Consider the following 26,889-nt stretch of genomic DNA (forward strand, 5'->3'; position numbering starts at 1 on the left):
AACTTTTTGTCTGTGTACCAAATATCTTTGTAAGCTAATGTACACTCACCAAAGGGAGAAGATTGGTATTATCCTTGTTTTATTAGGTATCTCGATAAGTCTTTACCTGTTTAGTGGATCAACAGCAGCGTTTCCACCGCTCCACGCAGCAACGATGGATACCATCATTGATGTTGGACGACTTAAAATTGGAGCGAGTGACACACCTACGTTTCATATCTTTGGGGCAATGATTATGGAGATAACGGCTATTTCACCACTGTATATAATGAAGACCCCTTTCTTAGTATTTGCAATCAGCCCTGTATTCTATTTATTGGTTCAAAAAATAGTCGGTGATCCGATTATTGCGGGACTGTTTACTGCTGTCCGATTAGTGAGTGGTAATACAGGTACACCTAAGCATTTTCTATACTCTCATGGGTTTGGTAAGGTATTATTATTTTTATTTATTGTATTACTTGTAACAATTTACCGACAAGGATACCTTGACAAGCGACGGTTCTGGCTCGAACTGCTATTCATCGTCGCAATTGTGCCACTCTCATATGATATTGAAGCGCATTTTCTCCTTATACTTGGAACTCTCGCCATTATCACTATCGTATACAATAAATTTGAGATGAGTTCTATCTCTTTTACAATCGTATTATTACTTACTACTCTTGGTGTAATTGAGTTGGGTATAAATGGTTTCGTCTACACTAAAGTTGCTCCTTTATTTATTTCACAATCTGTTAAAATGGGTTCTTTTGACAAGTTCTTACTCGCCTATTTTGGGGGTGGTGGTTCCGAACTCACACGTCTCTATTTCAAGCGACCATCGATTCTCACTCCCCTTCTTATTCTCAAATATCTCCTCTTTGGTATCCTTTCTTTATTCTTTTCCATATTCTTTATTGATGGGCTAATCTCTGATAGACATCTCCCGAAAGAGACGACGATTCTTGCATCACTACTTGGTGCAGCTGGACTATGGCTGGGGCTCCGATTATTGATTGGCTCTCTTGCGTTTGATGCCCTCGCGTTTCCAGCTACGATTGTTCTCCTTTGGTTTTATAATAACTCCTCACAAGTTCGGATTCCTATTTCTACCCGCAAATTTGCATATATTGGTATTGTTATACTAATTGTTGTAAATATCTCTGTTGCTGGCGTTCGGGTTACTACTGGAAACGTCTTTGATCGGAATATTTCTAGTGGACAGACCAATTCAATTGAACAATATCTACACAACTACGAAGCAGATGGCGCAAATGTACGGACAGATGTAAAAACCTGGTTCCGTATTGAACTATTCCGTCATGTTCATAGAGATGTAACACGGTCTTCAATGAAGGGTGAAATTCGATCCCTTGAGCTTCGGCATGTCCAGTATTTGGTTGGAGAACAGATGGAAGTGGATTCTAATACTCTTTATATTCTCAATTTAAATCGTGATAAGGTCGCCCTTATGAACTGGGTTCATCTTCAACCATGGAGAGAATCCCATTCAGAGATTGTTTCCAACCCGTGGGTGGATAAGGTGTATGCAAATGGTGAGTCTGAGATATATATTTAACACACATAATATTATTTATATAATATTTCCATCAAATAATATGAGAATACATTAATCATTGGATGAATGTTTCCATTTATCTGCCGTTACGCTTCAAAGTAAACTTATATAGTTCCTTGTATCAAACTATTGCACCATGATTGCTGACCGTATTAAGACGGGAGTTGAACTCATGCGGAGGTTCGGTGTATTAGCTGGTTTGAAGATTGGTGTTAATCAAATGAGACTAAAGAACTACGAGAGAGAGGGAACGAATATCTTTGATCGGGAGTGGGATTTAATGATTATTCTTGATGCGTGCCGTACCGACGTTTTTTCTGAGCTTGTTGAGGAGCGAGCGGTGGACTGGGACGTTTCTTTGGAAGAATCCGTAGGAACAGCAACCTTTGAATGGATTCCAAAAACTTTCTCCAAGTTACCAAGTGACGAATCGGTGGCCTACGTAAGCGCAAATCCCTATTCAACCTTATTGAGCTCAGAAGGCACTCCACAGCCAGAGATTCTTGAGGAGGTTTGGAGATACGCTTGGGATCAAGAATTGGGGACCGTCCGACCTCGTCCCGTTACAGACAAAGCGATCTCTGTTGGGCGTGACTCAAATCCTGATCGATTGATTGTTCACTATCTACAACCACATGCTCCATTTATCGATAGTGACCTCGGTCAAAGTGCAGCCCACTTTGATATTGAGGAAGACGATAGTATTGGAGTCTGGCCACAGGTTCAACGTGGGGACATTCCACGAGATAAAGCGATTAAGGGGTATAGAAAGAATTTAGAAATAGTCTTGGATGACGTCGAATTATTGTTGTCCAATATAAATGCTGACCAAGCAGCCATCTCTTCAGATCATGGAGAAGCATTCGGTGAACATGGTATATATGGGCATCTCGAAGCAACAGATATCGACTGTCTAACCCATGTTCCATGGGCTATGACATCCGCGACCGATCTAAATGAACATCAACCAGCGGAATACTCCGAATCAGAAAATGATCTTGGTGTTGATGAACGCTTATCGGCATTGGGATATGTATGATCTGGCTTCTACCCGTGCAAATGGAAAATAATTAAATATTCATAATGTTGAAATTTTGTAGGGGGGGATTTGGAAATCAAAAAGAATATCTAACATCAAGTAGTATCAAGAGCAACCTGATGAGATCGTGTATTTGGATCACCTTAGAAAGTACTCGATATGATCACACAAGTTTTGATAGTGGTCGAGACACTACACCGTTCCTTAGCAAGTTATCAAAAAGTAATGATGCAGTCTCGTTCCCTGATTGTCACTCACATGATATATGGACACGTAGTTCTACTGCGTCAATACTGACTGGTTTATCACCGAGTCAGCATCGGACTTGGCACAATAATGCAGCACTTCCAGAAACGATACGTACTATACCTGAGGCATTCCAGGATGCTGGTTACAAGACAGTCGGTGTGTCTCCCATTGCTCAATTCAGTCCTAGTACTGGTCTTGATAAGGGTTTCACAAAGTTCCATGATATTAGTGCTGGTACAATCACCGATACAGTGCCATTGCGCGGCCTTTTCCGATATCTTATGAAGATTCGAAAAGAGTCTGCTGGATTCACAACGGATACTGGGAAGCATACAACTGGTCCACTGAATACTGAAATAGTCAAGAAACATATCCGAAAATCCGAATCACCTTTATTCATTTATACACATCTTTCAGATGCTCACCACCCTTATTATCCTCCTCGTGATTATCGTAACTTCTTCAATGATGATCTTCCCATCCCAATTCTGGATGCACTCGAGCTCACGATGGAGGTATCAGAAAATCTCCATGAATACATTGCCACTCAACAACTAACTGAGGATCAACTTGAGTCACTTCGAGTACTATATGACTTGTGCATTAGATTCACTGATGACTTAGTGGAGGAAATCGTAACCGAAGCACGCACGCATCTTGACAACCCCTTAGTTGTTGTAACAGCGGATCATGGTGAACAATTTGGTGAAGAAGGTCTTCTTGCACATATGTTAATTCCAAATCGTGCAGTTACACATATTCCGATGGTCGTTTCTGGCCTTGATTTACCGACCACTGAGTTGGTGCAGCCAGCAGATGTAATGGCAGCAATTACGTCCGAGCTGGAAATTGATCACAAGGTACCTGCTGGGAAAGATCCACGAGATGAGCACCGAAAGTTTGCCATCACGGAACATAGCGGTGAGCGCTCTTGTAAAAAGCTGGACTACATTAGTGAGTCTTCAGATATATTTGATGTGTCTAAATTTAGTAGGAAGGATGTTGTGAGTATTCGGACCGAAAAATGGAGGTTCCAAACAGATGGGAATGAATCTGTGCTACGTACCTCTGGTGAGAATCCTGCTGAAGATAAAGAAGTAGCGACCGAATTAGCCTCATTAATTAACAAGTGGCGTGAAGAGAATCCTCAGCGAAATACCTCTGCAAGAGCTGATTTTTCTGAGTCGCAGCGTAAACAACTTAGCGACCTCGGATATCTGTAACTTCTGGGCTTTTACAATTGCCATCCATCGTATGATTTTACACTCTTTCACAGAGATATTATATCGGTTTGTTTCATTAATTTAGTTATTATTGGAAGGTTTTTATTGTACAATTTGTGATACTTCATCTACATCAACCAATCCTGCAGTGACTGATAAGAATGTCCACGTTATTACTCCAACACCTACAATTGCTATCAGTGAAATCATATTACTTATGTATTTGGATAGTAAGTAAACCACAATCGACATCACTGTTGTAATGGCTACCACCGCCGTGCTATATCTGAATAGCCATAATTTCCTAACTTGTATTTCTAGAGACATATAATATATTGTTGAAACTGTAAATATAGAATGTGTAATTACTGTCGCAATCGCGGCACCGAAGACTCCCATTCTGGGAAGCAGTAATACATTCAGCACAGCATTCGCTACGGAAGTTATTCCTTTTATGATTGCTCGCTCCCTTGCTCGACCGATGAAGTCCAAACTATTCCCAGTTAATACTGAGATAGATAGTAAGACAGCATAAACGGATAATGCTTGGAGAACTGGAACTGCCTCAAGATATTGTTTACCAAAAAACACTCTGATAATTGGTTCTGAGAGAATGATCAGCCCAGCCGCGGCAGGCACATATAAGAGTAACGTATATGAAAGCGCTTCTTCATACATATTGGCTGCTGAATCAAGATTGCCTTTCGTCATCTCTGATTTGATTGCTGGTGAAAATGTAAAGGTAAGAGATGATATTGGAACCTGAATAAAATCTATTAACTGCTTACTAATTGTATAGTACGCGACCGCAGTAGGATTAATAAAGAATCCAACAAGAAATATGTCGATTCTATTGTCAATTGACCTAGCCGCACTTGAGACAACTAATGGAAATGAATACTCAGTGATGCGCTTTCGGAGTTGGGGCTCTATTCTCTCTTGAATTGATTCAAAATAATGTGACTTATATATATAGATGATGCCAATGATACTGCTTATGACTGAAGCGATGATATATCCGGCTAACGCACCAGTCGCTCCCAGTCCTATCAACACTAGTCCGAGAGCAAAGACTGTCCGTCCTCCCCGATCAATTAGGAATATTATTGAGCTACCCTTTATATCTTCAAATCCTTGGAGCGAAAATCGTACGAATGATACTAATGTCGAGAATGCTATGAAGGCTGTGCCAAAAAGAAGAAAGCGGTTTAAATTAGGTTCACTAACCAAGTCAGCAATTGTCTTGTGAACCACTAATAAAATGACACAGACTATTGATATCATTAATAATGTGAAAAGGAATCCAAATCGCAAAATATATGGTATCTGACCCGGGTCCATCTCCCTATATTCAGATATGTATCGGCTAGTTGACTTTCCTATGCCAAGTCTGCTAAAGGTGATAGATATATTTAATATTGCAAGAGTCAAAAATAGCAATCCATATTCGCTTGGACGGAGCAGGCGTGCCAATGCAACTGTCAGTATCCCTCCTGATAGGACAGCAACAATCCTAGCAGTGAATTCAAATTTTAATTTATTGCCCAATCGAGAGATGATACTCATTCGTTTTCAATAAACTCTATCGTCCATTTTGTATGTGTCGACATAGTATTTCAAAGTGCGCGTCGCCAATATAAACTTATTACTGGTGGATCTTTTCTCTTATATAATAAGGAAAAGAAGAACTCGAGTTTATAATACCAATACAATATTATATAAATCTTTTACGAGAAGAAAAAATTCTTGGATACGGTTTACCGTACCGAGGGTATTGCATAGTTAAACATCTCCTCAATAGGTGTTCCTACATCAAGCGCTTAGTTCGATCCTTGTGGATATAATGATGTACAAACGGTCTATTCACTTCTCAAGCTGGCTTAATTAGATAGTGTCTATGCTCATAAATTCTCAATATGTTGATAACACGAATTGACGCAGTGAAAATCGCTGTCGAAGATTCGCGAAGTGAATGTGTGTTTATGTAGACCACTACTGTACGATGATGTGGTTATTCGACGGACAGCAAAATGAAATTCCTCTAGCTGCTATGTTCAAACTTCGATGGTTGAGATTAGTCCCTCACGTAGAGCCTTCGATAACGAGGTATCCAATGCCTTCATTTGTGTGGCTTTTCTCGGTATCAGCACTTTGTTCTTCTTCAACCTTAATATCAACACCATCACTTGTAAGATTTTGATAGCGAAGATTTGCCGTATTGGGGCCATTATACGTTTGCATGCTAGCAATGAACTGCGGTGCTTCATACTGTTGCTGGAAAGAAATACGAGACCACCGGTTGGTGAAGGTTTCTCCGGTTCGCTGTACTTCAAGTGGTGTGCCATTGAGTTGCCCTGAGACTTGTTGGAGTGCAATGTAGCCGACCATTTCATTTGTATGCTCTCCTCTCGCCTCCTCTTCTTGAAGTCGTACCTGGAATGAATTACTAGAAACATCTGACAATCTTGTAATAATTGGATCGGAGTCGTTGAATGTCTGCGCTTGAGTAAGGATAACGGGTATTTCCGTATCAAAGAAACCATCTAGAGAAACATTAACAAATTCGTCCTGGACGGATACATTCCCTGCCTTTATTCGATAGAGATTTCTATTGTTTAGTTGAATTTCGTGTTCACTTGGTTCCATAGAGAGTGTGTGGAACGTCTCGCTGGTATGTGACCCGTCGAGATATTCCCATTCTTCGAGTTTGTATTCGAAGCTGCCATCGACGACGTTCCGTAAGCGGACATGTGTTGGATTCAAACCGTTGGATGACAGCGGCTTTGCGATCGCGATACCATTTGGTTGTACAACTGAGTCAGCTTGCTTCCACTGGTCTTTTTTCTGTCTGCCACTGACAATAGTCTTCGTCATCAAAACTCCCTCAGTACCAGGATTGTACACATCCCCATCAACCGTCCAAGTAGCTGGCCCGTCCGCCTCCGTCGAAACGATGCCGCCAGTTACATAAAAGGCGTAGGCCTTCCCAGCCGGAACGGTTCCAGTAGCTACTTCCGAATTTGGTGGCCGTTGCGGCTCCCCATCTGGTCCCCACTCCGTCGGAATCGCCGCACCATCGTTACCTGCTGGAAGGACGTACTCTCCCGCCGTAATCTCGAACATCGTTGGTACGTCGTTATCCGTATTATCGATACGAACGAGTTGCGACGGCTCCATCGGTACCTCTCCGAGTGGCGGTGGACTCGGCAACGGTGGCGTCGTATTCGGCTGTTCGGGACCGCCATTGATGGCCATCCAATTCGCTATGTAACTAGAGTTCGTCTGCGGACCACTCCCACCTAACACACCGGACACCGGTCCCCACGTATTCGGCTCTTGGCCTATGTAGATGGCATACTCCGAATCGTGGTCGTTGGTGACTTGCACGTCTTCGAGTCGCAAATACTCTAGATTCGCGGGCGTTCCGTCGTACATCGTGCCCTCGTACGTGTATATCGCGTCGTGATTCTTCGTCGAATCATAGCTGATTCGGACCCTCCGGACATCTACTTCCTGGCACGGTGCTACCGCCGTGATCGCCCCGCCGCAGCTGCTATCCGGATACCGATGGTAGAAGTCGCTGTCGGCGATAGTAATCCTTCCATCGTAGCTGTTGACGCCCTCAGAAGGATTCGCCGGGACGTTTGCCTCCACGTTCACGCCGCGTTGGAGCGACCCACCCGACCACGCCTGTATCGGATGTCGGGCATCTTTGATCGAGACGCAGTTACGAACCTCGCTGTTGCCACCGAGTCGCATCCCGCTCTGTGAATTTCGGACGAAGCTGTTCAGGATTTTCATGCCCCCTTCCGGCTTCTTTGCGTAAATAGTGTTCTCTCCCCAGTGTTCGAACCAACAGCGGTTGAACGTGAGCAATCCCTTCCCAGATTCGACGAGGATTGCACGCCGATTGCTCGCCTCATCCGGTGCGCACGACCCTTCGTGAAAGTAGCAGTCCTGGAGCAGCCCACGTGTTCCGTCTTCCGCTGACAACCGGAAGTACGTGCGCGCATCGCCCGAATCGTTCGACCCAATGTTCGTATCAGTGGCCGCTCGCACGTAGCCACGCGTAATGAGCCGCCTCAGTTCCCAGTTTCCTGAATTGGAGTTCATCCGCACGAACGGTGGGACCGGTGTGTCCCGCATGTCGAGTTCGAAACCATCTAACACGAAGCCTCGTGAGTAGACGTCGACCCACGGTAGGTCGTCGCCCGACCGTCCGGGAACGAGGCGTGCACCGTCCGGCGCGATGAGTTCGAGCCTGTCAGTCCCCGACGGGACGATGAGTTCGTTGAGTTTGTAGGTTCCTGGCGGAAAGATGATGGTCGTATCGCTGCCAACTAGGTTTTCGAGAACGCCGTCGATGGCGTTCCCACCGGTATCGTCCGCTCCTTCTTCGACGATGTCGTAGGTCGGCACTCACATCCCTCCCTTCGACGAGTTCCTGCGGTTGATTTGATCGCTCGAGTGTTCACTGATATCTACGGTACTTTCCGATTGCTTGTCACCGGGAACTGTCTCGGTTTCTCTCTGATTGCTCGTGCCATCCGAAAACTCCTGACGAATAATGGTTTTACCCATGTTAGTGGCTCAATTATAATGCTCGCACAAATTGTTATGATGAGCCTGAAAGAAAAATATAGATGATTTGTAAATAGAAGCACGTCCCTAACAAAGTGGTCTACCCTCTATTATTAACCAACAGAAAGAGGTAAACAACAGGTCTGGGATGCATACGGATCTGAACTCGGCTCATCAGCAACGGATACAAACGTATTGCACGGAGAGTTCATCGATTCTTTGTACGATACATTCGTGGTGAGATAGGGGCGAATTCTCATTACCGCCATTCACAGGGAAACCAATAGGGTGTTTCTATTGGAATATGTCATCGATGCCTCTTTTCTCCCCTGTGGCTTCATCATTGGTGTAGGCGGCTGTGCTGGTATCCGTTCGGAAAAAGAAATATCTGCAACTGCTCGCTTATCACATCGCGAATCAGAAAGACCGCTCTATCGACAAACCTCGGAATCTTGCCAAGAGTGTAACCGTCGAATAGCGGGCAAGAAGGTTTATACGGGAATATTTCGGAGTAAATGTCATGGATGGAATTGCGGTGTTCGGCATCGGAAGTACTCACTTCCGGTATACGGTCGGGACACCGGCAGGGGAGTTTCTCACCGAGATTGCAGTCGAACCGACACGACCGCAAATTCTCGCAATGCAGATCGTCCAAGCAGTTCAGAAACTACAACAGAACACCTCTGCGACGATTGTTGCAGTTGCTGTCTCTTGTACTGGTCTCGTTGACACTTCGAACGGAATCATTCGGGAAATGGATACCAAATATGGAACCGAAATCCACGACATCGATCTTCGAAGTGTGATTCGGTCCGAATGTGACCTCCCTCTCTTTCTGGCGAACGACTGTAGTGCATCCGCACTTGGGGAATGGTATTTCGGTGCTGACGATGCATACGATTGTGTAGCTCACGTCACCTTCGGCACCGGTATCGGTGCTGGGGTCGTCGAACGCGGGCGACTCCTCCGTGGAGAATCCGGCCAGGCCGCAGAAGTTGGGCTCTTTCCCGTTGCACCGACGTCCGGTCTCAGTAGTTTCGGCGTTCCGGGAGCGTGGGAGGCGATCTGTTCCGGTGGCGGCATTCCACACTATGTCGCCCACCGACTGCAAACTGACGACCGGGAAACGACGCTTCGAGATGGCCCTCACTCCGAGGCAGTGCATCTTTTCGAGGCTGCAAACGATGGTGATACAGTCGCTAAAGAGTATCTTGATCAGATTGCCCAGTATAATGCGGCTGGCATCGGAACACTTTGCAATGCGTACAATCCCGGCCTCATCACTATCGGTGGAGGCGTTGCGCTCAACAACCAGCAAACAATCTTGGACGGCATTCGAACGTATCTCGATGACTATCTCTATGTCGAGAGACCTGACATCCAAATCACGGAGTTAGGTGATGATATCGGTCTCTATGGGGCGCTCGCACACGGATCTCCTGAAAGAGAAGTCGTGTGAGTTCCGAGGCCAGACAGATGAACTACTTCAGTGTCGAAACGTGGTGAATATGACCCACTTTCTCGGTGGTGTTATTTTAATCACATTCAATCTCCAGTTGATCAGGAACTATCTTCACTGGAGTCTAACTCACTGACATCCAACTCCCCAACGAGATATTTTTCATTGCGCCTGCGAGCCCTGAGACAATTTTATCACGATACTTCCAGCCTGCAATAGTACCGACGAGACCAACGAGTAGGAAACCCCCAACGGCAAGCAAAGCGAGTAGAATCGATGAAAAACCACCTGTCCCGTTTTGGGAGCTTCCCGCGTCGCCCTGCGATTGCGGGAAGTTTCCTGTACTATTGTTCTTTTCTGTCGTTGGTCGGGAAGTCGTAGAATCTGTTGGAGATTGAGTTACTTGTGTGGTTCCTTCTCTGTCGGTGGTTTTGTCGGTCGAACCGGATTCTTCACTCGTGGAAACGGCTGTAGTGGACCATCCGCCCGACCTTGCGTTCTGCGTCGTTGAACTCTGCGACGTCGTTGGTGGAGAACTCGTCGTCGTGGCTGTCGCGGTTGTAGTGGTTGGTTTCGATGTCGTAGTGGTCGGACTGCTCGTGGTGGTGGTAGGCGGCGGTGTGGGGGTCGTAGTGATCGGTGTTGATGTCGTAGTTGACTGCAATGACTGACTCGGTACCTGAGCGGTAGCCAGTGAGTTGGCGAGAAGAGTGCACAGCATCACCATACAGATTAGTACGAGCGATATCACCCCGCTGAGAGCGACGAGGAACGTCACAAGACGGCTCTGGAGATGGGAACGTTTGACGGACGCCGTCACGTGCCATCTACGCGGCACTTGAGGACGAGTAAACGACCTCACATCGCCGATTCCGTTTGGAACTCCTTCCAGTCGTGTCGCTGTTCGAATGTGTGACCGACGCGGAGAACGGTATCGTCGTCGAATCGTTCACCGACGAACATCAGACCGACCGGAAGGCCATCGGACGTTCCACAGGGAACAGAGAGCGCCGGATGACCTGTAACGTCGAACGGTGCCGTATTCGAAAGCATGTTGAGCGCACGGTCGATGACTTCGAGGCGACTCAAGTCGTCGTCCTGTCGGTGGGCGGTTTGTGGGGTAGTCGGCATCGCCAGGACGTCAACGTCGGCGAGTGCGTCGTCATATTCGTCGGCTAACGCCCGGCTGAGGTTCTGCGCTTTCGCATAGTAGTGACTACGGTACTCGTCAGCGAGGTATTGACCGAGGACGAGCGTCAACTTGACCGTCGTGAGGTAGTCATCGGCCTGTACGCGACGTGCCTTGCCGAAGGCGTCCATGAACTGTGTATCATAGTGTCCGTCGCCGAAGTGGCCGATACCGTCGGCGTTGACGGTAGCCGTCGTCTCCTCGATGACGATGCCGTTCCAAATCGGCAAACCATCCCTGTGCATCGGAATCGAGACGTCTGTCACTTCGGCACCAGCGTCGGCGAAGTGATCCAACGCGTCGCGAACCATTTCGTCGACACCTGATTCGCTCTGTTCGTGGCCGAAGCCGTCCTCGACGACGCCGATCGTCAGGTCTTCGGGGTCGTTCGTGAGTGCATTCGTGTAGTCGTCAGTTGGGGCGTGGCCTTGACGCGGGTCCAGTGAGTCCGCGCCAGCGATAACATCGAGGACACGAGCACAGTCTCCGACAGTGGTGGCCATCGGGCCGATGTGGTCGAACGAGCGACCGAGGCCCGCGATGCCCGTGTAGGGAACGAGGCCGTGGGTCGGTTTGTGGCCGACACCGCCGCTCCAAGCCGCCGGGATACGGATCGACCCGCCCTGATCGCCGCCGATGGCCACGTCCACGTCGCCGTTGACGACCGCTGCTATCGACCCGCTCGAAGAGCCGCCAGCGATGTACTCCGGGTCACGTGGGTTCAAGACGGGGCCCGTCGCCGATAACTCACCGCTCCCCGAGAACGCCATATCCTCCATGTTCATCTTTCCGGTGATGGTTCCGCCGGCGTCGAGGAGACGTGTGACGATTGTAGCGTCCCTCGAAGGCACATAGCCCTCGAAGAGCTTCGAACCGCACGTCATCTCGACCCCAGCGACTGCAACGTTATCCTTCACCCCGATTTCGTAATCGGCGAGTGGCCCAGAATCGGCACCGCGGACCTCGCATTTCGTCACAAACGCATTTAGTGGGTCTTCCTCGGCACTCGGTCGATATCCCGGTTCACGGTCAGTGTACTTCCGACTCGGGCGCGGCTCGACGAGTTCGTCGAGGCGTTCGTAGGCTTCGAGCATCCCCGGAATCGCTGTGCGGAAGTCTTCGACTTCCTCGTCAGTGAGGTCGATATAGTGTTCGGCTGCTTTTTCGCGGATTTCCTCGGGCGTCGGTGGCTGAATGTTCGGTGGAACGTCTGACATACCCTCTATAAGGCGGTCTACGACCCCATTAATCACGTGGGTCGGTAACAATTTCCTTGAATTTCTGGTGTACGTGAACGGGATGCCCGCGCGCGGCGTACCGTCTTCCAGTGAGTACAGCTCACTGGCCTCCTTTGCTTCGCTCACGACCGATCAGCCCGGGCGTGCGCCCCGCGACCGTTCCGGGGTATCGTGAATCGGTTTCTCGAACCCGTTCGGCATCTTGTGTCGACCGCAGAATGCCCTCGGCGACTTCGGATGAGGTACCACTCTCCATTCAGTCTTACTGGCAAGTATGATTGTTCAGTATTACTAGTTAGACTGGGTGGTGTAACTCAACTGCGTTCCTGACTGGACGGAGATATCCCGTCTCTACCGTCCGGCCCTGTTTTCACTCGCCGGCACGTGGGAAAGACCATGCCAACCGATCTGTTGTTGCCACAGGTGACGACCCTCGACCAGACCGAACTCAGCGTTCGCGCCGAAGCACTCGGCTACGATGGCCTTTGGCTCGGCGAACTCTGGAGGACGAGCTCTGTCGTCCAGCTCACCGACATCGCCGCCCACACCGAGACGGTCGACCTCGGGACGGCAATCCTCAACGTCTTCTCGCGGACCCCCGCCGTCTTGGCGATGACGGCAGCCACGCTCGACCAGGTCTCCGATGGTCGGTTTCGGCTCGGCGTCGGAACGTCGACGAAAAAGGCCATCGAGGACCTCCACGGCATGGGGTGGGACGACCCCAACCCGGTCCGACGGGCGCACGAGACCATCGAACTAACCAGGGCATTTCTCGGTGACGAGGGGCGTGTGGAGTATGATGGCGACGTCTTTTCGGTTCGGGACTTCCCGTCGCTAGACGTCGATGTACCCATCTATCACGCCGCGCTCGGCCGCGCAAATCGGCGCGTCGTTGCACGGCTCTGCGACGGCTGGATTCCTCACAACGTGCCATTCCCCGACCTCGAGGAGGCCTTCGAGTACATCGCCGACCACGCGGCAGAAGCCGGTCGCGATGAGGACATCGATGTCGCGCCGTACGTCCCCGCCGCCGTCAGCAATGATGTCGAGGCGGCTAAGGATGCCATCCGGGGGCACGTCGCCTACTACGTCGGCAACGGTCGGGGCTACGAGCGATCGGTTGCACGTCGATTCCCGGACGACGCGGCCGCCGTCGCCGAGGCGTGGCGAGAGGGCGACCGCCAGACAGCCATTAGGAACGTCACCGACGAGATGGTCGAGGCGCTCGGTGTCGCGGGAACGCCGGAACAAGCCCGTGAGCAGTTTCAACAGATTTCCGACATCGACTGCATCACCCGACCGTTGGTGACCATCCCGAGCAACGCCGACGAAGGGATGACCGAGCGGACCATCGAAGCGTTGGCACCGTCGAACAACTGACGGCCGCGTTCGGACCCCGTGGAGATGGCTCTCATCGAGCGCGTTTTCGAATAAGAATCCTCTGTCAGCGTTCACGAGCCTCTATCTCGTGATCCAACCAGAATCCGCGGTCAAGTGCCGACGACTAACAGCCACTTCCCGCGCGTGGAAATTAGCGGCGTCAGTCGTCGCTGACGGCGAGGTTGATGTACGGAAGGACGAACGTTATAAGCGTGTGTTCGGCTTTTCGGAGGTGGTTCGATGCGGTAGTTTTCGTGATCCCCATCTCGTCGGCGAGTTCTTCGAGCGTCACTTCCCGCGGGATTTCGAAATAGCCCTTCTCGACCGCGGTGTTCAGGAACTCGCGTTGTCGCGGTGGAATCGATGCGAACAGTTCCTGCCACTCGGCGCGGCTCGGCATGATTTCTCGTCGAAAGTCCCTCGTAATGCGCTCGACCGAGACGCTCCCGAAATCCGAGAGGAGTTCTATCGCCTTTGCCAGTTCGTCGCGGTCACCCAGAAGCAGGTTGAAATATTCACAACCGTTTTCGAGTTTCGTCGGTCCGATGGGGAGATAGCCTTCGTACATGAGGGCCTGGAAGGGCGTGAGTTCGGTGAGACGACCGCGGAGCAATACGGTCGCCGCAAATCGACCTTCGGACGTTTCGTACCGTTCGACGACGTCGATACTATCGACCATCTCGTGCGTTCGAATGACGTCGAGCGTCTCCTCGTAGTCGTTCGTTTCCAGCGCCAACATCCCGATGTACCGGTGGTTACGAAACGTCGATGCGATAAATTCGCCGAAGACATCATATTCGGCGAGTTGGGCGGTCCAATCGCCGTCGTACCGGACTCGCACCTCGGACGTCAACATCGTACTGAGGACAGCGTGCTGGTTTTATAAGTGTTCTTCGTTACCGCATCGCAATCATCCAGCAGCACGACGAGATGTGCGCGAGCGGCGGAACGACAATCACGTCCGCCACGGGGAGAGGAGGGTCGCAACCGAGGCGGAATCACGGAGACGCCGCTCCGTTTTTTCGATAGCCGACGGGGGTAGCGTCGGTGTGACGAGACGGCGGGCTTTCTCCCGTCGCACGTCGTCGGCGAGGGGTTGTTCCCGTGCACCCGGTGGACGCGTGACGTCGGAGGCGTACGTTTCGCTCTCGGTGTCGAGTTCGAGGCGAGCGAGACAGTCGCCCGGGAACCGTCCATCGAGCGCCTCATCGACGCGCAGTTCCACGGCGTCGGAAAGCGCCAGAATGTCGGGGTCGGATAGCACGTCCGACGCGTGTTCGGCCTGCGTGAAGCGTCCGCGGACGAGCGCCGTCGCGACCGGGAACGGATATGAGTACTGCGCTTCTTCCGGGGAATCGGGCGACCGGGTTCGGAGGTGGGTCGCCTCCTCGAAGGTGTGGACGCGAACCGTCTCGACGCTCGTCGGGTCGATAGCGGTCGACTCCGCCAGCGACAACGCGGCTTCGACGCCGGGCTGTACCCACCGACAACACGGATACGGTTTGAGGTACGCCTCCGTGACGTGATGGACGTCGCCGAACGGGGCGACGACGCCGGTATCCACCTCGTCGAAGACCGTTCCGGACCCCGTGAAACCGGACGCGGCGAGTTGGGCCGAGACCGCACCGACGTACGACCCCCATCCGATACCGTCCTTCGTCATGCCGGGGCGTTCGACGCCACGCATGATGGGCGTCCGGGGAGCGTGATACTCGGCGATTCCGAGCGCGTGAGCGGTTCGCTCTGTTGGAAAATCGCGTAGACGGGCGACGGCCGCGGCGGCACCCACCGCACCCCACGACCCGGTTCCGGTGTACACGCCGTCGAGGTGGTGAATCGCCAGTCCGGCTCGGACGCCGATTTCGTAGCCGACGTAGACGGCATCGAGCAACGTCTCGACGGTCGAATCCTCGGATTCCGCAGTGGCGAGTGCCGCGGGGACCACGACCGCGGCCGGGTGCCCCTTCACCTCCCGATGACCGTCGTCGATATCGAGGGCGTTCGCCGCCGTCGAATTAGCGAGCGTCGCACCTTCCGGATGTACCCTCGTCCCGCTGCCGTCGAACAGCGTCGCGGTCGATTCGCCGCCGAACCGGTCGAGGGCGTACCGGCGGACGATATCGATTCCGTCCTGTCGATACCCCGCCGTCATCGCGGCGAGCGTGTCGAGCACGCGGACTCTGACCGCTCGTTCGACCGACGATGGAAGCTCGCGGAGCGTGGCCGAGTGGACGAACGCGACCGCATCGGTCGTGTCCATCGTGTCTACGGACATCTCAGAGGTAGACGACGACGATTTCGTCCTCGACGGTCACCTCGTACGTGTCGACCGGTGGTTCGTCGCCGCTCGAACCGCAGTTACAGTCGTCGGGCGTGGACGGACGGTCGGCTTCACGGTCCGCGGATTCCTCGTCGGCCGATTCGACCGTGGCTTCGAACGACCGGGCGCGGACCTTGTGCGGGTTGAACACGGAGCGGCCGGTTTCGATATCGAACTCCCAGCCGTGCCACGGACAGCGCAGGATGTGGCCGTTGTCCTCCCAATTCACTTCGCCGGTGCGCTCGACGGACGTCGTGCCGGTCACCTTCCCCATACATAGAGGCGCTCGTTGATGCGGACAGTCGTTTTTCAGCGCGTAGTACTCGCCATCGACGTTGAAGACGCCCACCGAGATGCCGTTCAACTCGGTTATCGTTCGTTCTCCGGGTGGTAGCTCCGTCGTCGGACATATCTCGAATCGTTTTTCCATACGTGACACCTCACTTGGTCGGGAGGCTCGCCGGGTCGTCCGGGAGTCCGTAGAGTTCCTGTGCGTTTCCGGCCATCACACCCGCCTCCATTTCCTCGGGCATCGGCGGGAGTGCGTAGAGTGGCGAATCCGTGTCCCAGTGGGGATAGTCGCTGGCGAACATGACCGTCTCCGAGGCGTTCATCATCTTCAGAATCTGGAGGAGGTGCTCTGGGTCGTCCGGTTCTTCGATGGGCTGGGTGGTGAACCGAACCTGATCTTTGACGTATTCGCTCGGCGGCTTTTCGAGGTACGGGACTTGCGCACGGAGCGCCTTCCAGTCTTTGTCCATCCGCCAGAGGAAGTGCGGAACCCAACTGAGGCCTCCCTCGATGACGACGAAGTCGAGGTCCGGGAACGACGGCAGGACGCCCTCCGCGACGAGGCTCACGAGTTGCCCCATCGCGTAGGTGCCGAGAAGCGTGTGCCACTCGAAGTAGGTGCGCGGATATCCGGCACCAGTCGGCGGTCGGGTGACGCCGTGCCCCTCCGTGTACGGGTGGAGCGCTATCGGAAGGCCCATCTCCTCGGCGGCCTCGTACATCGGCCAGTAGTACTCGTGTCCGTAGGGGAGCTGTGCGGCCATCGGCATCACGACTTGGACGACGCGTGGATGTTGACCGAGATTTCGTATCATCTCCGCCATCCGCTTCGGCTTCTGCGGTGCCGCCAGCAGCGAGCCGACGAACGGTCCGCCCTCCGAAAGCCAGCGGTCGATGGCCCACTTGTTGCTCGCGACGGCGAGCTCGGCCGCGTAATCGTCGTTTGGGAGTGCGGAGAGGTTGAGGTACGAGTTGCCCGTCAGAATCGCGTAATCGACCCCGAACTCGTCGAGGTGTTGCTCTTTCATCTTCGGGATGTCCGACCCCGGATGGCTCCCGTCGTCCGGGATGGCGTCGCGTCGGGAGAACTCCGCAACGTTGTCGTAGAGGATTTCCGGTGCCTGTAGTCCCCGGTCTTTGTACTGCTCGGGGAGGTACTGGATGACCTCCGATTCGTCTTTCCACCGTTGATGGATGTCACAGTCGATGAGCGTCGGTGCGCCATCGGTAGACCGCTGCGTTCGTCGTCTCGTCATCGATTGGAAGTAGCAACTCGGGAAATCCCGTTATAGGTCAGGGCGAACTTGTAACGGATATATATCCCCTCCCGAATTTGCGGGTTCCATAAAAGCCCTTGAGATGTAGGTGCGAAGGGCTACCGTGATGGCTTCGCTTCGAACGAGCATGCAACGAGTCCGTACGGGGATGGAACCATGACGACCTCGCGGGTCGCCACGTGTCAGTTCGAGCCGAGTCTCGGCGAGACGGCCGCGAACATCGAATCGATATCGGAACTGGCATCTGAATTGCCGGAGACCGTCGAATTCGCCGTTTTCCCCGAACTCTGCGTAACCGGCTACGACCTCACCGACGTTTCGACCGTCGCCACTCCGGTTCCGGGACCGATAACGGACCGACTCTCGGCCGTCGCGCGCGACTCCGGGGTCGCGCTCGTGGTCGGGCTACCGGAAGCGGACGAAAAATCGGTGTACAACTCGCTCGTGTACGTCGACGAACACGGCGTCGTGGCGACCTATCGAAAACGTCGTCTCTGGGGTGCGGAGGCGGACCATTTCGAGGCGGGAACCGGTCCCGTTACGGTCGAGACGCCGGTCGGCACGCTCGGATTACTGCTCTGTTACGACCTGAACTTCCCCGAACTGACGCTCGAATACGGGCGCGAGGACTGTGACCTGCTCGCTGTGAGCGCGGCGTGGCGACAGTCGTTCGAACGCGATTGGCGGTTGCTGTGCCGCGCACGGGCACTCGACGGGACCTGCTACGTCGTGGGGTCGAATCACGTCGGAACGCAGGCCGGTCGTCGCCACGCCGGGGATAGTTGTATCGCCGGACCGCGCGGCGATATAGTCGCAAAGACGATGGATGGCAACGGGGTCGCTTCTGCTACTGTCTCATTAAGGACGCTCTCGGAAGCGCGCCGAAAGAACCCGGTCCGGAAGAGCAGGGAACGGACGCAGGTGCGGTCGGAGTAGCTATCGGCGATGCTCACTCGTCGTCGGCTTTGGTGGAGTATTTAATAGCCGACCATGTGCGACGAACCGACTATCGAATCGGTGTCCGTCCGATACGATATGAGCGAGACGATACTGCTCCCCTTGCGCAATTACCGACCGTGGGCGGAAGCCGTCGCGGGTGCCGCTGCAGCCGTCGAATCGAGTGACGTGACCGCCCTCCTACTCCACGTGTTTGACGAGGAGGAACGGGCTTCGACGCGGGCGAACATCGACGACGACGGTTCGATGACGGTGGACGACCTCGCGGCTCGAAAGTCGGGAATCGTGGCGGCGCGTGAAATCCTCCAAGACGCGGGCGTGTCCGTCGAAGTCCGAGGACGGGAACAGGTGGAGACTACGGCGGACAGCATTCTCACCGTCTCCGACGAAGCGGACGTGGACCGCCTGTATCTCTACGGGAGAAAGCGCAGTCCGACCGGAAAGGCGGTGTTCGGGAGTACGCTTCAGCGAGTACTGCTCAACGCCACCGTTCCGGTCACCGTCGTTCCGTCGAACGTGACCGGGTGATTCGGTCCCGTCTTATAAATGATGAACTAATACGGGTCAATTATTAGGCCCCTCTTCGCACAAAGACGGGGTATGCCACAGTCAGTCACACGACGAAGGTTCCTCGCGGCAGGAGGTGGTCTCGCCGCTACTGCCGGTATCGGGGGGCTTTCGGGCTGTCTCACCCTCGCCACCGAACTCGGAGGAGGGTCGGTCAAAGTCAGCTCCAAGCGATTCACCGAACAGGAGGTTCTGGGCTACATCGCGTACGAGGCGCTCTCCGCGAACACCGACTTGAACGTCACCGACCAGGTCGGTCTCGGTGGAACGACGACGAACTTTCGTGCCCTCGACACCGACGAGGTACAGTTGTATTGGGAGTACACCGGGACGGCGTGGCAGACGCTCCCGCCCCAACACGACACGGTTATCTCCGACCCCGAGAAGCTCTACCGAAAGGTGAAGGCGGAGTTCGAGCAGAAACACGGGCTGACGTTTCTTCAGCGTGCACAGCTCAACAACACGTACGTCATCCTGGCGAACCCGGACTGGGCGAAGAAGACGGGCGTCGAAACCCTCTCCGACTTCGCGCAGTTCCTCCAGAACGGCGGTTCGAACCTCACGGTCGCGCTGAACGCCGAGTTCCAGAGTCGGGCCGACGGCTGGCCGGGACTGAGCGAGCATTACGGGTTCGCGGACGACCTCGGGAACGTCACCGTGAACAACATCGGCTCCGGCCTGTTGTACCAAGTCATCGGAAAGGGGTCTGCCGACGTCGGCGTCGGCTTCAACACCGACCCACGAATCCTCCAGTTCGGTCTCCGCGTACTCACCGACGACAAGGGATATTTCCCGGTCTACAACGCGGCTCCGTTGGTGGACAGCGAGACGTTGGAGAACCACCCGTCGATTCGATCCCTCCTGAACGCGGCCAGCGACGGGCTCACGACCGACGTGATGCGACGCCTCAACAAGCAGGTGGCCATCGAGAAGAAGAACCCACAGACGGTCGCGAAAGAGTATCTGCAGCGAAAGGAGGTCATCTAAAATCGATGTTCGAAAGTCACCTCGCACTCTCGCACGCGGTCACACCGCTCGCGCTCGAAAGTTACGTGGAGTATCTCTCGAAGAACCAATCGCTCCTCTGGGAGCTACTCATCAATCACATCATCGTCGTCATTGACTCGGTGTGGCTCGCGGTGGTCATCGGCGTGCCGCTCGGAATCCTCGCCACGTTCGACGACCGGCTCGGCAAGGCCATTCTCTGGACCGCGGGGATGCTCATGACGGTGCCGAGCATCGCCCTGTTCGGCCTGCTCATCCCCCTCGTCGGCATCGGGAAGATACCGGTCGTCATCGCGCTGGTTCTCTACGCACAGCTACCCATCGTTCGGAACACGTACGTCGGTCTCACGCAGGTCGATTCCGCGACCATCGAAGCCGGTCGTGGGATGGGTATGACCCGACGACAGCGCCTCCAGCGTATCCAACTTCCCCAAGCGATACCCGTCATCATGGCTGGCGTCCGCAACGCGGTCGTCATCCTCATCGGTATCGCCGCAATCGGCGCGTTCATCGGGGCGAACAACCTCGGGGACCCGATTTTCAGCGGTATCAGCGAGGCCTATCCGGCGGCAATCGTCGTCTCGACTGTGGCGGTCTCGCTGCTCGCACTCGCGTTCGACTACGGTTTCGGCGTGCTGGAACAGCTGTTCCGGCTTCGAAACGGAGAGGACGTTGAACAGGCGCTCGCCACGCGCATCATTCGGCGGTCGATAGCATGAACGACACACACGAATTCACACAGGAGGCATCCAGCATGATCACATTCGAGAACGTCACGAAGGTGTACCCGGACGAAACGGTCGCAATCGAGGACATCACGTTCGAGGTCGAGCGAGGGACGACGACGGTCTTCGTCGGACCTTCCGGCTGCGGGAAGACGACGACGATGACGTTGGTCAATCGACTCGAAGAACCAACCGAAGGGACGGTCTACTACGACGGAACGGACATCCAAGAGTTGGAGAAGGTCGAGCTACGACGGGACATCGGCTACGTCATTCAGGAGATCGGGTTGTTCGACCACATGACCGTCGGCGAGAACGTCGCGACGGTGCCCGAACTTCGGGGATGGGACGAAGACCGAATCGACGGCCGCGTCGACGAACTCCTCGAACTGATGGGTCTTCAACCCGCGACGTACCGCGACCAGTACCCTTCAGCCCTGTCCGGCGGGCAACAGCAACGGGTCGGCGTCGCGCGTGCCCTCGCCGCCGACCCGGACGTGATTTTGATGGACGAACCGTTCGGCGCACTCGACCCCATCACCCGGGCCGAACTGCAGGACGAGTTCCTCGAAATTCAGGAGCGCATCGATACGACCATTCTCTTCGTCACACACGACATCAACGAGGCGTTGAAGATGGGCGATAAAATCGCGGTCTTCGACGTCGGCGAACTCGTCCAGTACGGAACGCCGCGGGAGATATTGGAGAACCCCGCGAACGACTTCGTTAGGGAGTTCATCGGCGACAATCGGGCGCTCAAGGAGTTGCAGATAACCCGCGTCGAGGAAATCATGCGACCGGCAACGGTCGACAGGGAACCGCAGGCGGCCGCGGTCGACGGCGGCACGTCGGACGCCGAGGCGGCGTCGGTTGCTGACGTTCACGTGTCGCCGACCGATAGCGCCGAGGTGGCGCTCTCTCGAATGATAGAAACGGACACCGAAGCTCTCCGTGTGGTCGAGGACGGCGATGTCGTGGGACGAGTCACCGAACGGGACATCCGAGACTACCGGTCTATGACCGAGGTGGGTGCGTAATATGAGCGTCCTCGGAACGCTCGATGCGGCGCTCACGTACATCCTCTCGCACTTCGATACGTTCCTCACGTTGTTGCGGGAGCACCTCGCGCTCGTCCTCGTGTCGGTCGTCCTCGCCATCGTCGTCGCTATTCCGTTGGGTGTCCTTGCCACCCGGAACAAGCAGGTGAAGCGGGTCGTGATGAGCGTCGGAAACGTCGCACAGACGGTGCCGACGCTCGCCATCATCGCGCTCGTGTTTCCCCTACTCGGCCTCGGGTTTCTCCCGTCGCTCGTCGGACTGTTCACCTACGCGCTGTTACCGATTCTCACGAACACGGTTGCTGGCCTCGAAGATGTGGACGAGAGCACGGTCGCGGCGGCCCGCGGCATGGGAATGACGGAGAACCAGATTTTGCGAAAGATCAAGTTGCCGCTCGCGCTTCCCGTCATCTTCGCCGGGATTCGGACGAGTGCCGTCCTCAACGTCGGCACCGCCTATCTCGCGTTCTTCATCGGCGGTGGCGGACTCGGGGTGTGGGTGATAACCGGCATCTCCCTCTTCGATACGCCACAACTCCTCGCCGGGGCGATTCCGGGCGCGCTGCTCGCCATCGGGTTGGACCTCCTCTTCGCGCTCATCGAACGACGGCTCGGGACGAATTCGGCCCAGACACAGACTATTGCGACCGGATAGCTCTTTTTCGTTGTACTGACCGCGGATTGGCGGGGCGACCCCCGGCAACGAACGGTTAGGTGGCTTTCCCGACCGATTTGGCTCCCAAATAGAATACCGTGGGTTATTTTATACCCGATGATTATTACTCGTGTGAGTATCAAATGACCGAAAATGACGACCGGATTCGCACGACGCACATCGGAAGCCTACCTCGACCTCCGGAGCTGCTGGACCTACTTACGAGACGTCAGGACGGGGAAACCGTCGACACCGACGAGTGGGATTCGACCGTCGCGGACGCGACCCGCGATGTCGTTGCGCGACAGGCCGAGGTCGGTATCGACGTCGCTAACAACGGCGAACAGTCCCGCGTTTCGTTCAACTGGTACGTCGCGGACCGCCTGAGCGGCATCGAGGGGAAGCGCGAACAGGAACTCTGGGCGGACCTGCAGGAGTTCCCCGACTACGCCGAAGAGACGTTCAAAACGGACGTCATCGACCTCTCGATGCACCCCATCGTCACCGGTCCGATCGAGTACACGGGCCAGGACGAGGCGGAAGCCGAACTCGCGGGGTTCCGCGACGCGCTCGCGGCCACCGACGCCGATTTCGAGGGGACGTTCGTGACCTCGGCGTCGCCGAGCGTCGTCACCGCCACGCACGTCAACGACTACTACGACTCCTACGAGGAGTTCCTCTTCGCCGCCGCGGACGCGATGTCCGAGGAGTACGAACTCGTCGCCGAGACCGGAATGACCCTCCAGATCGACGCCCCCGAACTCCTCACCGTCGGTCAGACGGCGGCGTACGCGGGCGAATCCCTTGAGGACATCAAAGGGGCGACGCGACTCCACGTTGAGGCGCTCAACGAGGCGCTGTCGAACGTCCCGGCGGAGCAGGTTCGGCTTCACACCTGTTGGGGGAGCTACGAGGGACCCCACCATCTCGATACGGATTTGGTCGAAATGCTCCCGGAAATCTACGAAGCCGATATCACCGGGCTCAGCATCGAGCAGGCGAACCCCCGCCACCAGCACGAGTACCGCGCGTTCGCCGAACACCCGGTTCCCGACGGTTGGACGCTGATTCCGGGCGTCGTCGACGTGAAAACGAACATCATCGACCATCCCGAGACCATCGCTGACCGCCTCGAACGGGTCGCCGATGAGGTCGACGACGCGACGCCGCTGGTCGCCGCGCCCGACTGTGGCTTCGGTACGCAGGCCGGACTCGGAATGGTGAGCCCCGAGATAGCGTGGGCAAAACTGGAGGCACTCGTCGAAGGTGCCGAAATCGCGACCGAGCGTATCGACGGGTGACACGATAGTCAGCGCGTTGAACGCTGGTTATACGCGTGTGAGTCGTGTGATTCGGTGTAGACTGCAAACCGTACCTTCAACTGTTCGGGATTTCCGCGTCTTCAGGCGCGGGAGGATAATTGGTCATCTCGGAGTCCGACCGCCTCCTCTAAGTGCCTGATTCCTCGGTCTCGATGGACGCACTACACACCCGACACATATCCGATTGCCAGCTCACAGTTGCAACCACTGGCTGTTCTTTTTCGCACCGTGGACAGTATGCTTTCTCTTTGAGCACTCGGATTGTTCTTTGAAGTCTAACACGATAAGTTCTTTTTCAGCTTATGTATGTATTAGTAATTTGTTATGTATTCGTCAACTCCCCACCGTAGATTTTGAAGTATTCCTGTGACGGGGGACTATCCGTACTATCACAACATCCGTAAACCACCACGATTAAATTTATCGATTCCTCATCGGTCAATTCTATCACTTGGGTAATCAATCAACTATAATTATATTCTGTCCTTCGAAAGAGTGTCTCCTCGCCACGCTCTTCCCTGTCACCCGCCGTTCTTCGCGGTCCCCTCTCAGTTCCGAAATTCACTGATACAACGGTCATGATGCCGCTCCACCGTCGTCTAGTCGGAGTCGATAGTGCGTCCCCTCTCGGTCAGCGGATCGAATATCGGGTACGTCAGTACGTCTACGGACGGAACTGGTCGGGTGATTCACTCGACCGCATCTACCGCTGGAATACAATCGGTGATGGGACGATATTCGGGACGAGCGGGGGACTATCTCTGTCTGCGTTGGACGTTTCCGGAGTCCGGTTTCGTTTCGAGAATGTGTCCACAGCGTGTGTCGCACTTCTTGGATGGGATACCCTCGCTACCGACGTTCGTATCTCGATAGGAAGCAATGGCGTGGTTGGTGGATCAGGAGTGATGGCGCCAGACCCGGGGACCGTTCAAGCCCGCTGTGCAACCACGCAACGTTAAAACCGTATCCGACGTTCGGTAAATACTTTGTGGTGGTTTCAGAAAATAAGAACGTGTTCGCATCGATAACCTATCCTCGATTTCACCGTGGAACGGAGACTGTGGTACTGTTGGCAGAAGAGACGTCGAACTTGAACTCGAACTGATTCGACTCGGTAGGAGTGATACGGTGCGTACTCACTTTGAAACGGCCGTCGACCCTCTATCCGAGACGGTGGGGTTCGACTCTCTCGCCGTCTCGGTAGACGACTGCACCGTCGTCGATGCTGAAGTGGGTGATCTCTCCCGTGATGGTGTAACTGTCCCGCCAGGGGCCGACTTTGCCGTTGACGGTCGTCCCCGAGAGTTTGTCGGACCAGTCCTTCGAGGCGCCCATCGCCGTGCTCTTATCGACCGTTCCGTCCACGGTGAGTTCGTACTCGCTCCATCGTTCCGTCCCGGTTCCGTCGATGGTGATCGTCCTTTCTTTCGTTGACGAAGACGAAGCGTCGGAAGACGAGGATCCGGTGAGACGGGAGTCGATCCAATCGAGGAGAGAATCCGTGTCGTGGTGCGGGGCCGTCGTATCCCCATCGAGTTCGAACGTCGGGGTGAACGAGACGTCCACGGTACCGGCGACGTCGGCCGTTCGCTCGACTGCGCTGTCGTAGTCCCCACCCTTCGCGTCACCGATGATTTCGGAGCGGTCGCCGACGCCTGCCGATTCGAGATGGTTCCGCATCTCTCCGTACGTGACCGTCCCCGAGACGAGTTCCTGGAACATCATCTCGAAGAAATCCCAGTACTCGGCAGGACGCTCGTTCCACGCACTCAGTGCGACTTCCGAAATCCGTGGGTCGCTGCTGGAAATATAGTAGGTCGATGAGCCGTGGGAGGTCGTTCCCGGCGGCTGATAGGCGAGCGCGCGAAACTCGACGTTGAGCTGGCCCGTGGTGACGTACTCGTCGATAACGTCCCTGAGGTTGTTGTTGACGAAATTCTGCGTGTACGGACACTTGAAGTTGCCAAAGACGGTCGCCGTCTGGTTGTCTGCATCCGTTCCCATCGTCGCGTACGTGAGGTCGTCCGTATCGTCCGGAACCGGCACCCCGCCGACGGACGGTGTTGCGTTCGCGGTTCCGACCACCCCGAGCCCGAGTGTTGCCGCAGATACTGATTTCATGAATGTGCGTCGCGTTGAGGTCTGTCGCGCCATCGAGTTACTCCAATGGAGGGGGGAGTAAAATGCTAGAAGACCGTTCAAATGTTCATCTGGATTCCGCCGATTTTCGAACTGTTTCGGTGCTGTGGGAGTCGATAAACCGAAGCATATTCAGACGGTATTTTTCGGCAATATCCTGAAACTCCATCCATAAAATAATAGCATAGACTAGTTAGAGAGCATAAATTTAGTTCTTATTGTACAATTCTGTTCACACCTTCCAAAAAATGCCAATCCGTGTTTTCCGTTCCGTTTATCCACTACCGAGCTGAATTTCTGTTCCCTCGGCATGTGAAACGGTAACGAATTAAGACTGGACTCCGGTCGCCTTTGAGGAATTATGGCGATGCTTCCTACCAGGAGCTCAGAGTCAGACATAAAAGTGGACCTCTTCAGCACTATCACCTCAACCCCTACTCGTCACTGTGTGTGACTTTTTACCAATCGATTGGTGGGTGACTCATAGCGTTCAGTATACCAAGATTGGCTGTTTCGGAGTGTATTCGTCAAGGTGATGGAAATAATGAAAGTATTTGTGAAATTATCCCCCAGTGACTATATATTGGTGAGTAGTTAATCGGATGGGATGACAGAACGACACACGATAGGACGGCGAAGGTTTCTCAGCGTCGG

General features: G+C 54.1%; 21 protein-coding genes. 12 read left to right on the plus strand and 9 right to left on the minus strand.

Annotated elements, in window-relative coordinates:
* Nucleotides 1–37 precede the first annotated feature (37 nt).
* The 3 genes from B208_RS23945 to B208_RS23380 all read left to right on the plus strand — a co-directional run bounded on the left by B208_RS23945 (nt 38) and on the right by B208_RS23380 (nt 4,072).
* The gene (locus B208_RS23945) at nt 38–1,561 is read left to right on the plus strand and encodes a hypothetical protein (RefSeq protein WP_139025544.1); all 1,524 of its coding nucleotides are present in this window, start codon (nt 38–40) and stop codon (nt 1,559–1,561) included.
* 136 nt (nt 1,562–1,697) lie between these two features.
* Nucleotides 1,698–2,600, plus strand: a complete 903-nt coding sequence (locus B208_RS23950) for a hypothetical protein (RefSeq protein WP_139025545.1) — start codon at nt 1,698–1,700, stop codon at nt 2,598–2,600.
* 119 nt (nt 2,601–2,719) lie between these two features.
* Complete coding sequence (locus B208_RS23380; protein ID WP_007983247.1) at nt 2,720–4,072, plus strand: sulfatase-like hydrolase/transferase; 1,353 nt, start codon at nt 2,720–2,722, stop codon at nt 4,070–4,072.
* 102 nt (nt 4,073–4,174) lie between these two features.
* On the opposite strand, the gene B208_RS23050 is transcribed toward B208_RS23380, so the two are convergent.
* Both B208_RS23050 and B208_RS0116690 read right to left on the minus strand, forming a co-directional pair.
* Nucleotides 4,175–5,638: a flippase gene (locus B208_RS23050; RefSeq protein ID WP_007983249.1), complete on the minus strand. Its 1,464-nt coding sequence runs from the start codon at nt 5,636–5,638 to the stop codon at nt 4,175–4,177.
* A 516-nt stretch (nt 5,639–6,154) separates the two neighbouring features.
* A complete protein-coding gene (locus tag B208_RS0116690; RefSeq protein ID WP_007983251.1) occupies nt 6,155–8,491 on the minus strand; it encodes a hypothetical protein in 2,337 nt (778 codons plus the stop codon).
* 682 nt (nt 8,492–9,173) lie between these two features.
* On the opposite strand from B208_RS0116690, the gene B208_RS0116695 reads away from it, so the two are divergent.
* Nucleotides 9,174–10,112, plus strand: coding sequence for an ROK family protein (locus tag B208_RS0116695; protein ID WP_007983253.1), 939 nt, complete (start codon nt 9,174–9,176; stop codon nt 10,110–10,112).
* A gap of 452 nt (nt 10,113–10,564) precedes the next feature.
* On the opposite strand, the gene B208_RS0116700 is transcribed toward B208_RS0116695, so the two are convergent.
* On the minus strand, nt 10,565–10,828 hold the full coding sequence (locus tag B208_RS0116700) for a hypothetical protein (RefSeq protein ID WP_007983255.1): 264 nt from the start codon (nt 10,826–10,828) through the stop codon (nt 10,565–10,567).
* Between the two features lie 142 nt (nt 10,829–10,970).
* The gene (locus tag B208_RS0116705; RefSeq protein WP_007983257.1) at nt 10,971–12,518 is read right to left on the minus strand and encodes an amidase; all 1,548 of its coding nucleotides are present in this window, start codon (nt 12,516–12,518) and stop codon (nt 10,971–10,973) included.
* Nucleotides 12,519–12,935: 417 nt separating this feature from the next.
* On the opposite strand from B208_RS0116705, the gene B208_RS0116710 reads away from it, so the two are divergent.
* Entirely contained in the window at nt 12,936–13,919 is a 984-nt protein-coding gene (locus tag B208_RS0116710) for an LLM class flavin-dependent oxidoreductase (protein WP_026177907.1), read from the plus strand.
* A 160-nt stretch (nt 13,920–14,079) separates the two neighbouring features.
* Here B208_RS0116710 and B208_RS0116715 read toward each other — a convergent pair whose 3' ends face one another.
* The 4 genes from B208_RS0116715 to B208_RS0116730 form a co-directional block, all read right to left on the minus strand.
* Complete coding sequence (locus B208_RS0116715) at nt 14,080–14,775, minus strand: helix-turn-helix domain-containing protein (RefSeq protein WP_007983262.1); 696 nt, start codon at nt 14,773–14,775, stop codon at nt 14,080–14,082.
* Nucleotides 14,776–14,874: 99 nt separating this feature from the next.
* Complete coding sequence (locus B208_RS0116720; RefSeq protein WP_007983264.1) at nt 14,875–16,194, minus strand: MmgE/PrpD family protein; 1,320 nt, start codon at nt 16,192–16,194, stop codon at nt 14,875–14,877.
* Between the two features lies 1 nt (nt 16,195).
* The gene (locus B208_RS0116725) at nt 16,196–16,669 is read right to left on the minus strand and encodes a Rieske (2Fe-2S) protein (RefSeq protein ID WP_007983265.1); all 474 of its coding nucleotides are present in this window, start codon (nt 16,667–16,669) and stop codon (nt 16,196–16,198) included.
* Nucleotides 16,670–16,679: 10 nt separating this feature from the next.
* Nucleotides 16,680–17,786, minus strand: coding sequence for an amidohydrolase family protein (locus tag B208_RS0116730; protein WP_007983266.1), 1,107 nt, complete (start codon nt 17,784–17,786; stop codon nt 16,680–16,682).
* A gap of 177 nt (nt 17,787–17,963) precedes the next feature.
* On the opposite strand from B208_RS0116730, the gene B208_RS0116735 reads away from it, so the two are divergent.
* From B208_RS0116735 to B208_RS0116765, 7 genes are all read left to right on the plus strand, one after another.
* The gene (locus tag B208_RS0116735) at nt 17,964–18,743 is read left to right on the plus strand and encodes a carbon-nitrogen hydrolase family protein (RefSeq protein WP_007983267.1); all 780 of its coding nucleotides are present in this window, start codon (nt 17,964–17,966) and stop codon (nt 18,741–18,743) included.
* Between the two features lie 99 nt (nt 18,744–18,842).
* A complete protein-coding gene (locus B208_RS0116740) occupies nt 18,843–19,292 on the plus strand; it encodes a universal stress protein (RefSeq protein WP_232423844.1) in 450 nt (149 codons plus the stop codon).
* Nucleotides 19,293–19,364: 72 nt separating this feature from the next.
* On the plus strand, nt 19,365–20,318 hold the full coding sequence (locus tag B208_RS0116745) for a glycine betaine ABC transporter substrate-binding protein (RefSeq protein WP_007983269.1): 954 nt from the start codon (nt 19,365–19,367) through the stop codon (nt 20,316–20,318).
* A gap of 5 nt (nt 20,319–20,323) precedes the next feature.
* On the plus strand, nt 20,324–21,055 hold the full coding sequence (locus tag B208_RS0116750) for an ABC transporter permease (protein WP_007983270.1): 732 nt from the start codon (nt 20,324–20,326) through the stop codon (nt 21,053–21,055).
* A gap of 35 nt (nt 21,056–21,090) precedes the next feature.
* On the plus strand, nt 21,091–22,098 hold the full coding sequence (locus tag B208_RS0116755) for an ABC transporter ATP-binding protein (RefSeq protein ID WP_026177908.1): 1,008 nt from the start codon (nt 21,091–21,093) through the stop codon (nt 22,096–22,098).
* A 1-nt stretch (nt 22,099) separates the two neighbouring features.
* Nucleotides 22,100–22,774 (plus strand): ABC transporter permease, encoded by a 675-nt coding sequence (locus B208_RS0116760; protein WP_007983272.1) that lies wholly within the window; start codon nt 22,100–22,102, stop codon nt 22,772–22,774.
* A gap of 143 nt (nt 22,775–22,917) precedes the next feature.
* Nucleotides 22,918–24,075: a cobalamin-independent methionine synthase II family protein gene (locus B208_RS0116765; RefSeq protein WP_007983273.1), complete on the plus strand. Its 1,158-nt coding sequence runs from the start codon at nt 22,918–22,920 to the stop codon at nt 24,073–24,075.
* Nucleotides 24,076–25,257: 1,182 nt separating this feature from the next.
* Here the strand turns inward: B208_RS0116765 and B208_RS0116770 are convergent.
* Complete coding sequence (locus B208_RS0116770) at nt 25,258–26,217, minus strand: DsbA family protein (RefSeq protein ID WP_232423845.1); 960 nt, start codon at nt 26,215–26,217, stop codon at nt 25,258–25,260.
* Nucleotides 26,218–26,889: the final 672 nt, after the last annotated feature.

Origin of the sequence: Haladaptatus paucihalophilus DX253 (genome assembly GCF_000376445.1) — an archaeon.
Taxonomy (GTDB): Archaea; Halobacteriota; Halobacteria; order Halobacteriales; family Haladaptataceae; genus Haladaptatus; species Haladaptatus paucihalophilus.

What these genes read in the sequence shown, in the direction of transcription:
- B208_RS0116765 (WP_007983273.1), top strand. Translation starts at nt 22,918, where the DNA reads ATGACCGAAAATGACGACCGGATTCGCACGACGCACATCGGAAGCCTA.
- B208_RS0116750 (WP_007983270.1), top strand. Translation starts at nt 20,324, where the DNA reads ATGTTCGAAAGTCACCTCGCACTCTCGCACGCGGTCACACCGCTCGCG.
- B208_RS0116725 (WP_007983265.1), bottom strand. Translation starts at nt 16,669, where the DNA reads ATGGAAAAACGATTCGAGATATGTCCGACGACGGAGCTACCACCCGGA.
- B208_RS0116730 (WP_007983266.1), bottom strand. Translation starts at nt 17,786, where the DNA reads ATGACGAGACGACGAACGCAGCGGTCTACCGATGGCGCACCGACGCTC.
- B208_RS0116755 (WP_026177908.1), top strand. Translation starts at nt 21,091, where the DNA reads ATGATCACATTCGAGAACGTCACGAAGGTGTACCCGGACGAAACGGTC.
- B208_RS0116745 (WP_007983269.1), top strand. Translation starts at nt 19,365, where the DNA reads ATGCCACAGTCAGTCACACGACGAAGGTTCCTCGCGGCAGGAGGTGGT.
- B208_RS23050 (WP_007983249.1), bottom strand. Translation starts at nt 5,638, where the DNA reads ATGAGTATCATCTCTCGATTGGGCAATAAATTAAAATTTGAATTCACT.
- B208_RS0116770 (WP_232423845.1), bottom strand. Translation starts at nt 26,217, where the DNA reads ATGAAATCAGTATCTGCGGCAACACTCGGGCTCGGGGTGGTCGGAACC.
- B208_RS23945 (WP_139025544.1), top strand. Translation starts at nt 38, where the DNA reads ATGTACACTCACCAAAGGGAGAAGATTGGTATTATCCTTGTTTTATTA.
- B208_RS23380 (WP_007983247.1), top strand. Translation starts at nt 2,720, where the DNA reads ATGAGATCGTGTATTTGGATCACCTTAGAAAGTACTCGATATGATCAC.
- B208_RS0116760 (WP_007983272.1), top strand. Translation starts at nt 22,100, where the DNA reads ATGAGCGTCCTCGGAACGCTCGATGCGGCGCTCACGTACATCCTCTCG.
- B208_RS0116715 (WP_007983262.1), bottom strand. Translation starts at nt 14,775, where the DNA reads ATGTTGACGTCCGAGGTGCGAGTCCGGTACGACGGCGATTGGACCGCC.
- B208_RS0116740 (WP_232423844.1), top strand. Translation starts at nt 18,843, where the DNA reads ATGAGCGAGACGATACTGCTCCCCTTGCGCAATTACCGACCGTGGGCG.
- B208_RS0116705 (WP_007983257.1), bottom strand. Translation starts at nt 12,518, where the DNA reads ATGTCAGACGTTCCACCGAACATTCAGCCACCGACGCCCGAGGAAATC.
- B208_RS0116710 (WP_026177907.1), top strand. Translation starts at nt 12,936, where the DNA reads ATGCCAACCGATCTGTTGTTGCCACAGGTGACGACCCTCGACCAGACC.
- B208_RS23950 (WP_139025545.1), top strand. Translation starts at nt 1,698, where the DNA reads ATGATTGCTGACCGTATTAAGACGGGAGTTGAACTCATGCGGAGGTTC.
- B208_RS0116735 (WP_007983267.1), top strand. Translation starts at nt 17,964, where the DNA reads ATGACGACCTCGCGGGTCGCCACGTGTCAGTTCGAGCCGAGTCTCGGC.
- B208_RS0116720 (WP_007983264.1), bottom strand. Translation starts at nt 16,194, where the DNA reads ATGTCCGTAGACACGATGGACACGACCGATGCGGTCGCGTTCGTCCAC.
- B208_RS0116695 (WP_007983253.1), top strand. Translation starts at nt 9,174, where the DNA reads ATGGATGGAATTGCGGTGTTCGGCATCGGAAGTACTCACTTCCGGTAT.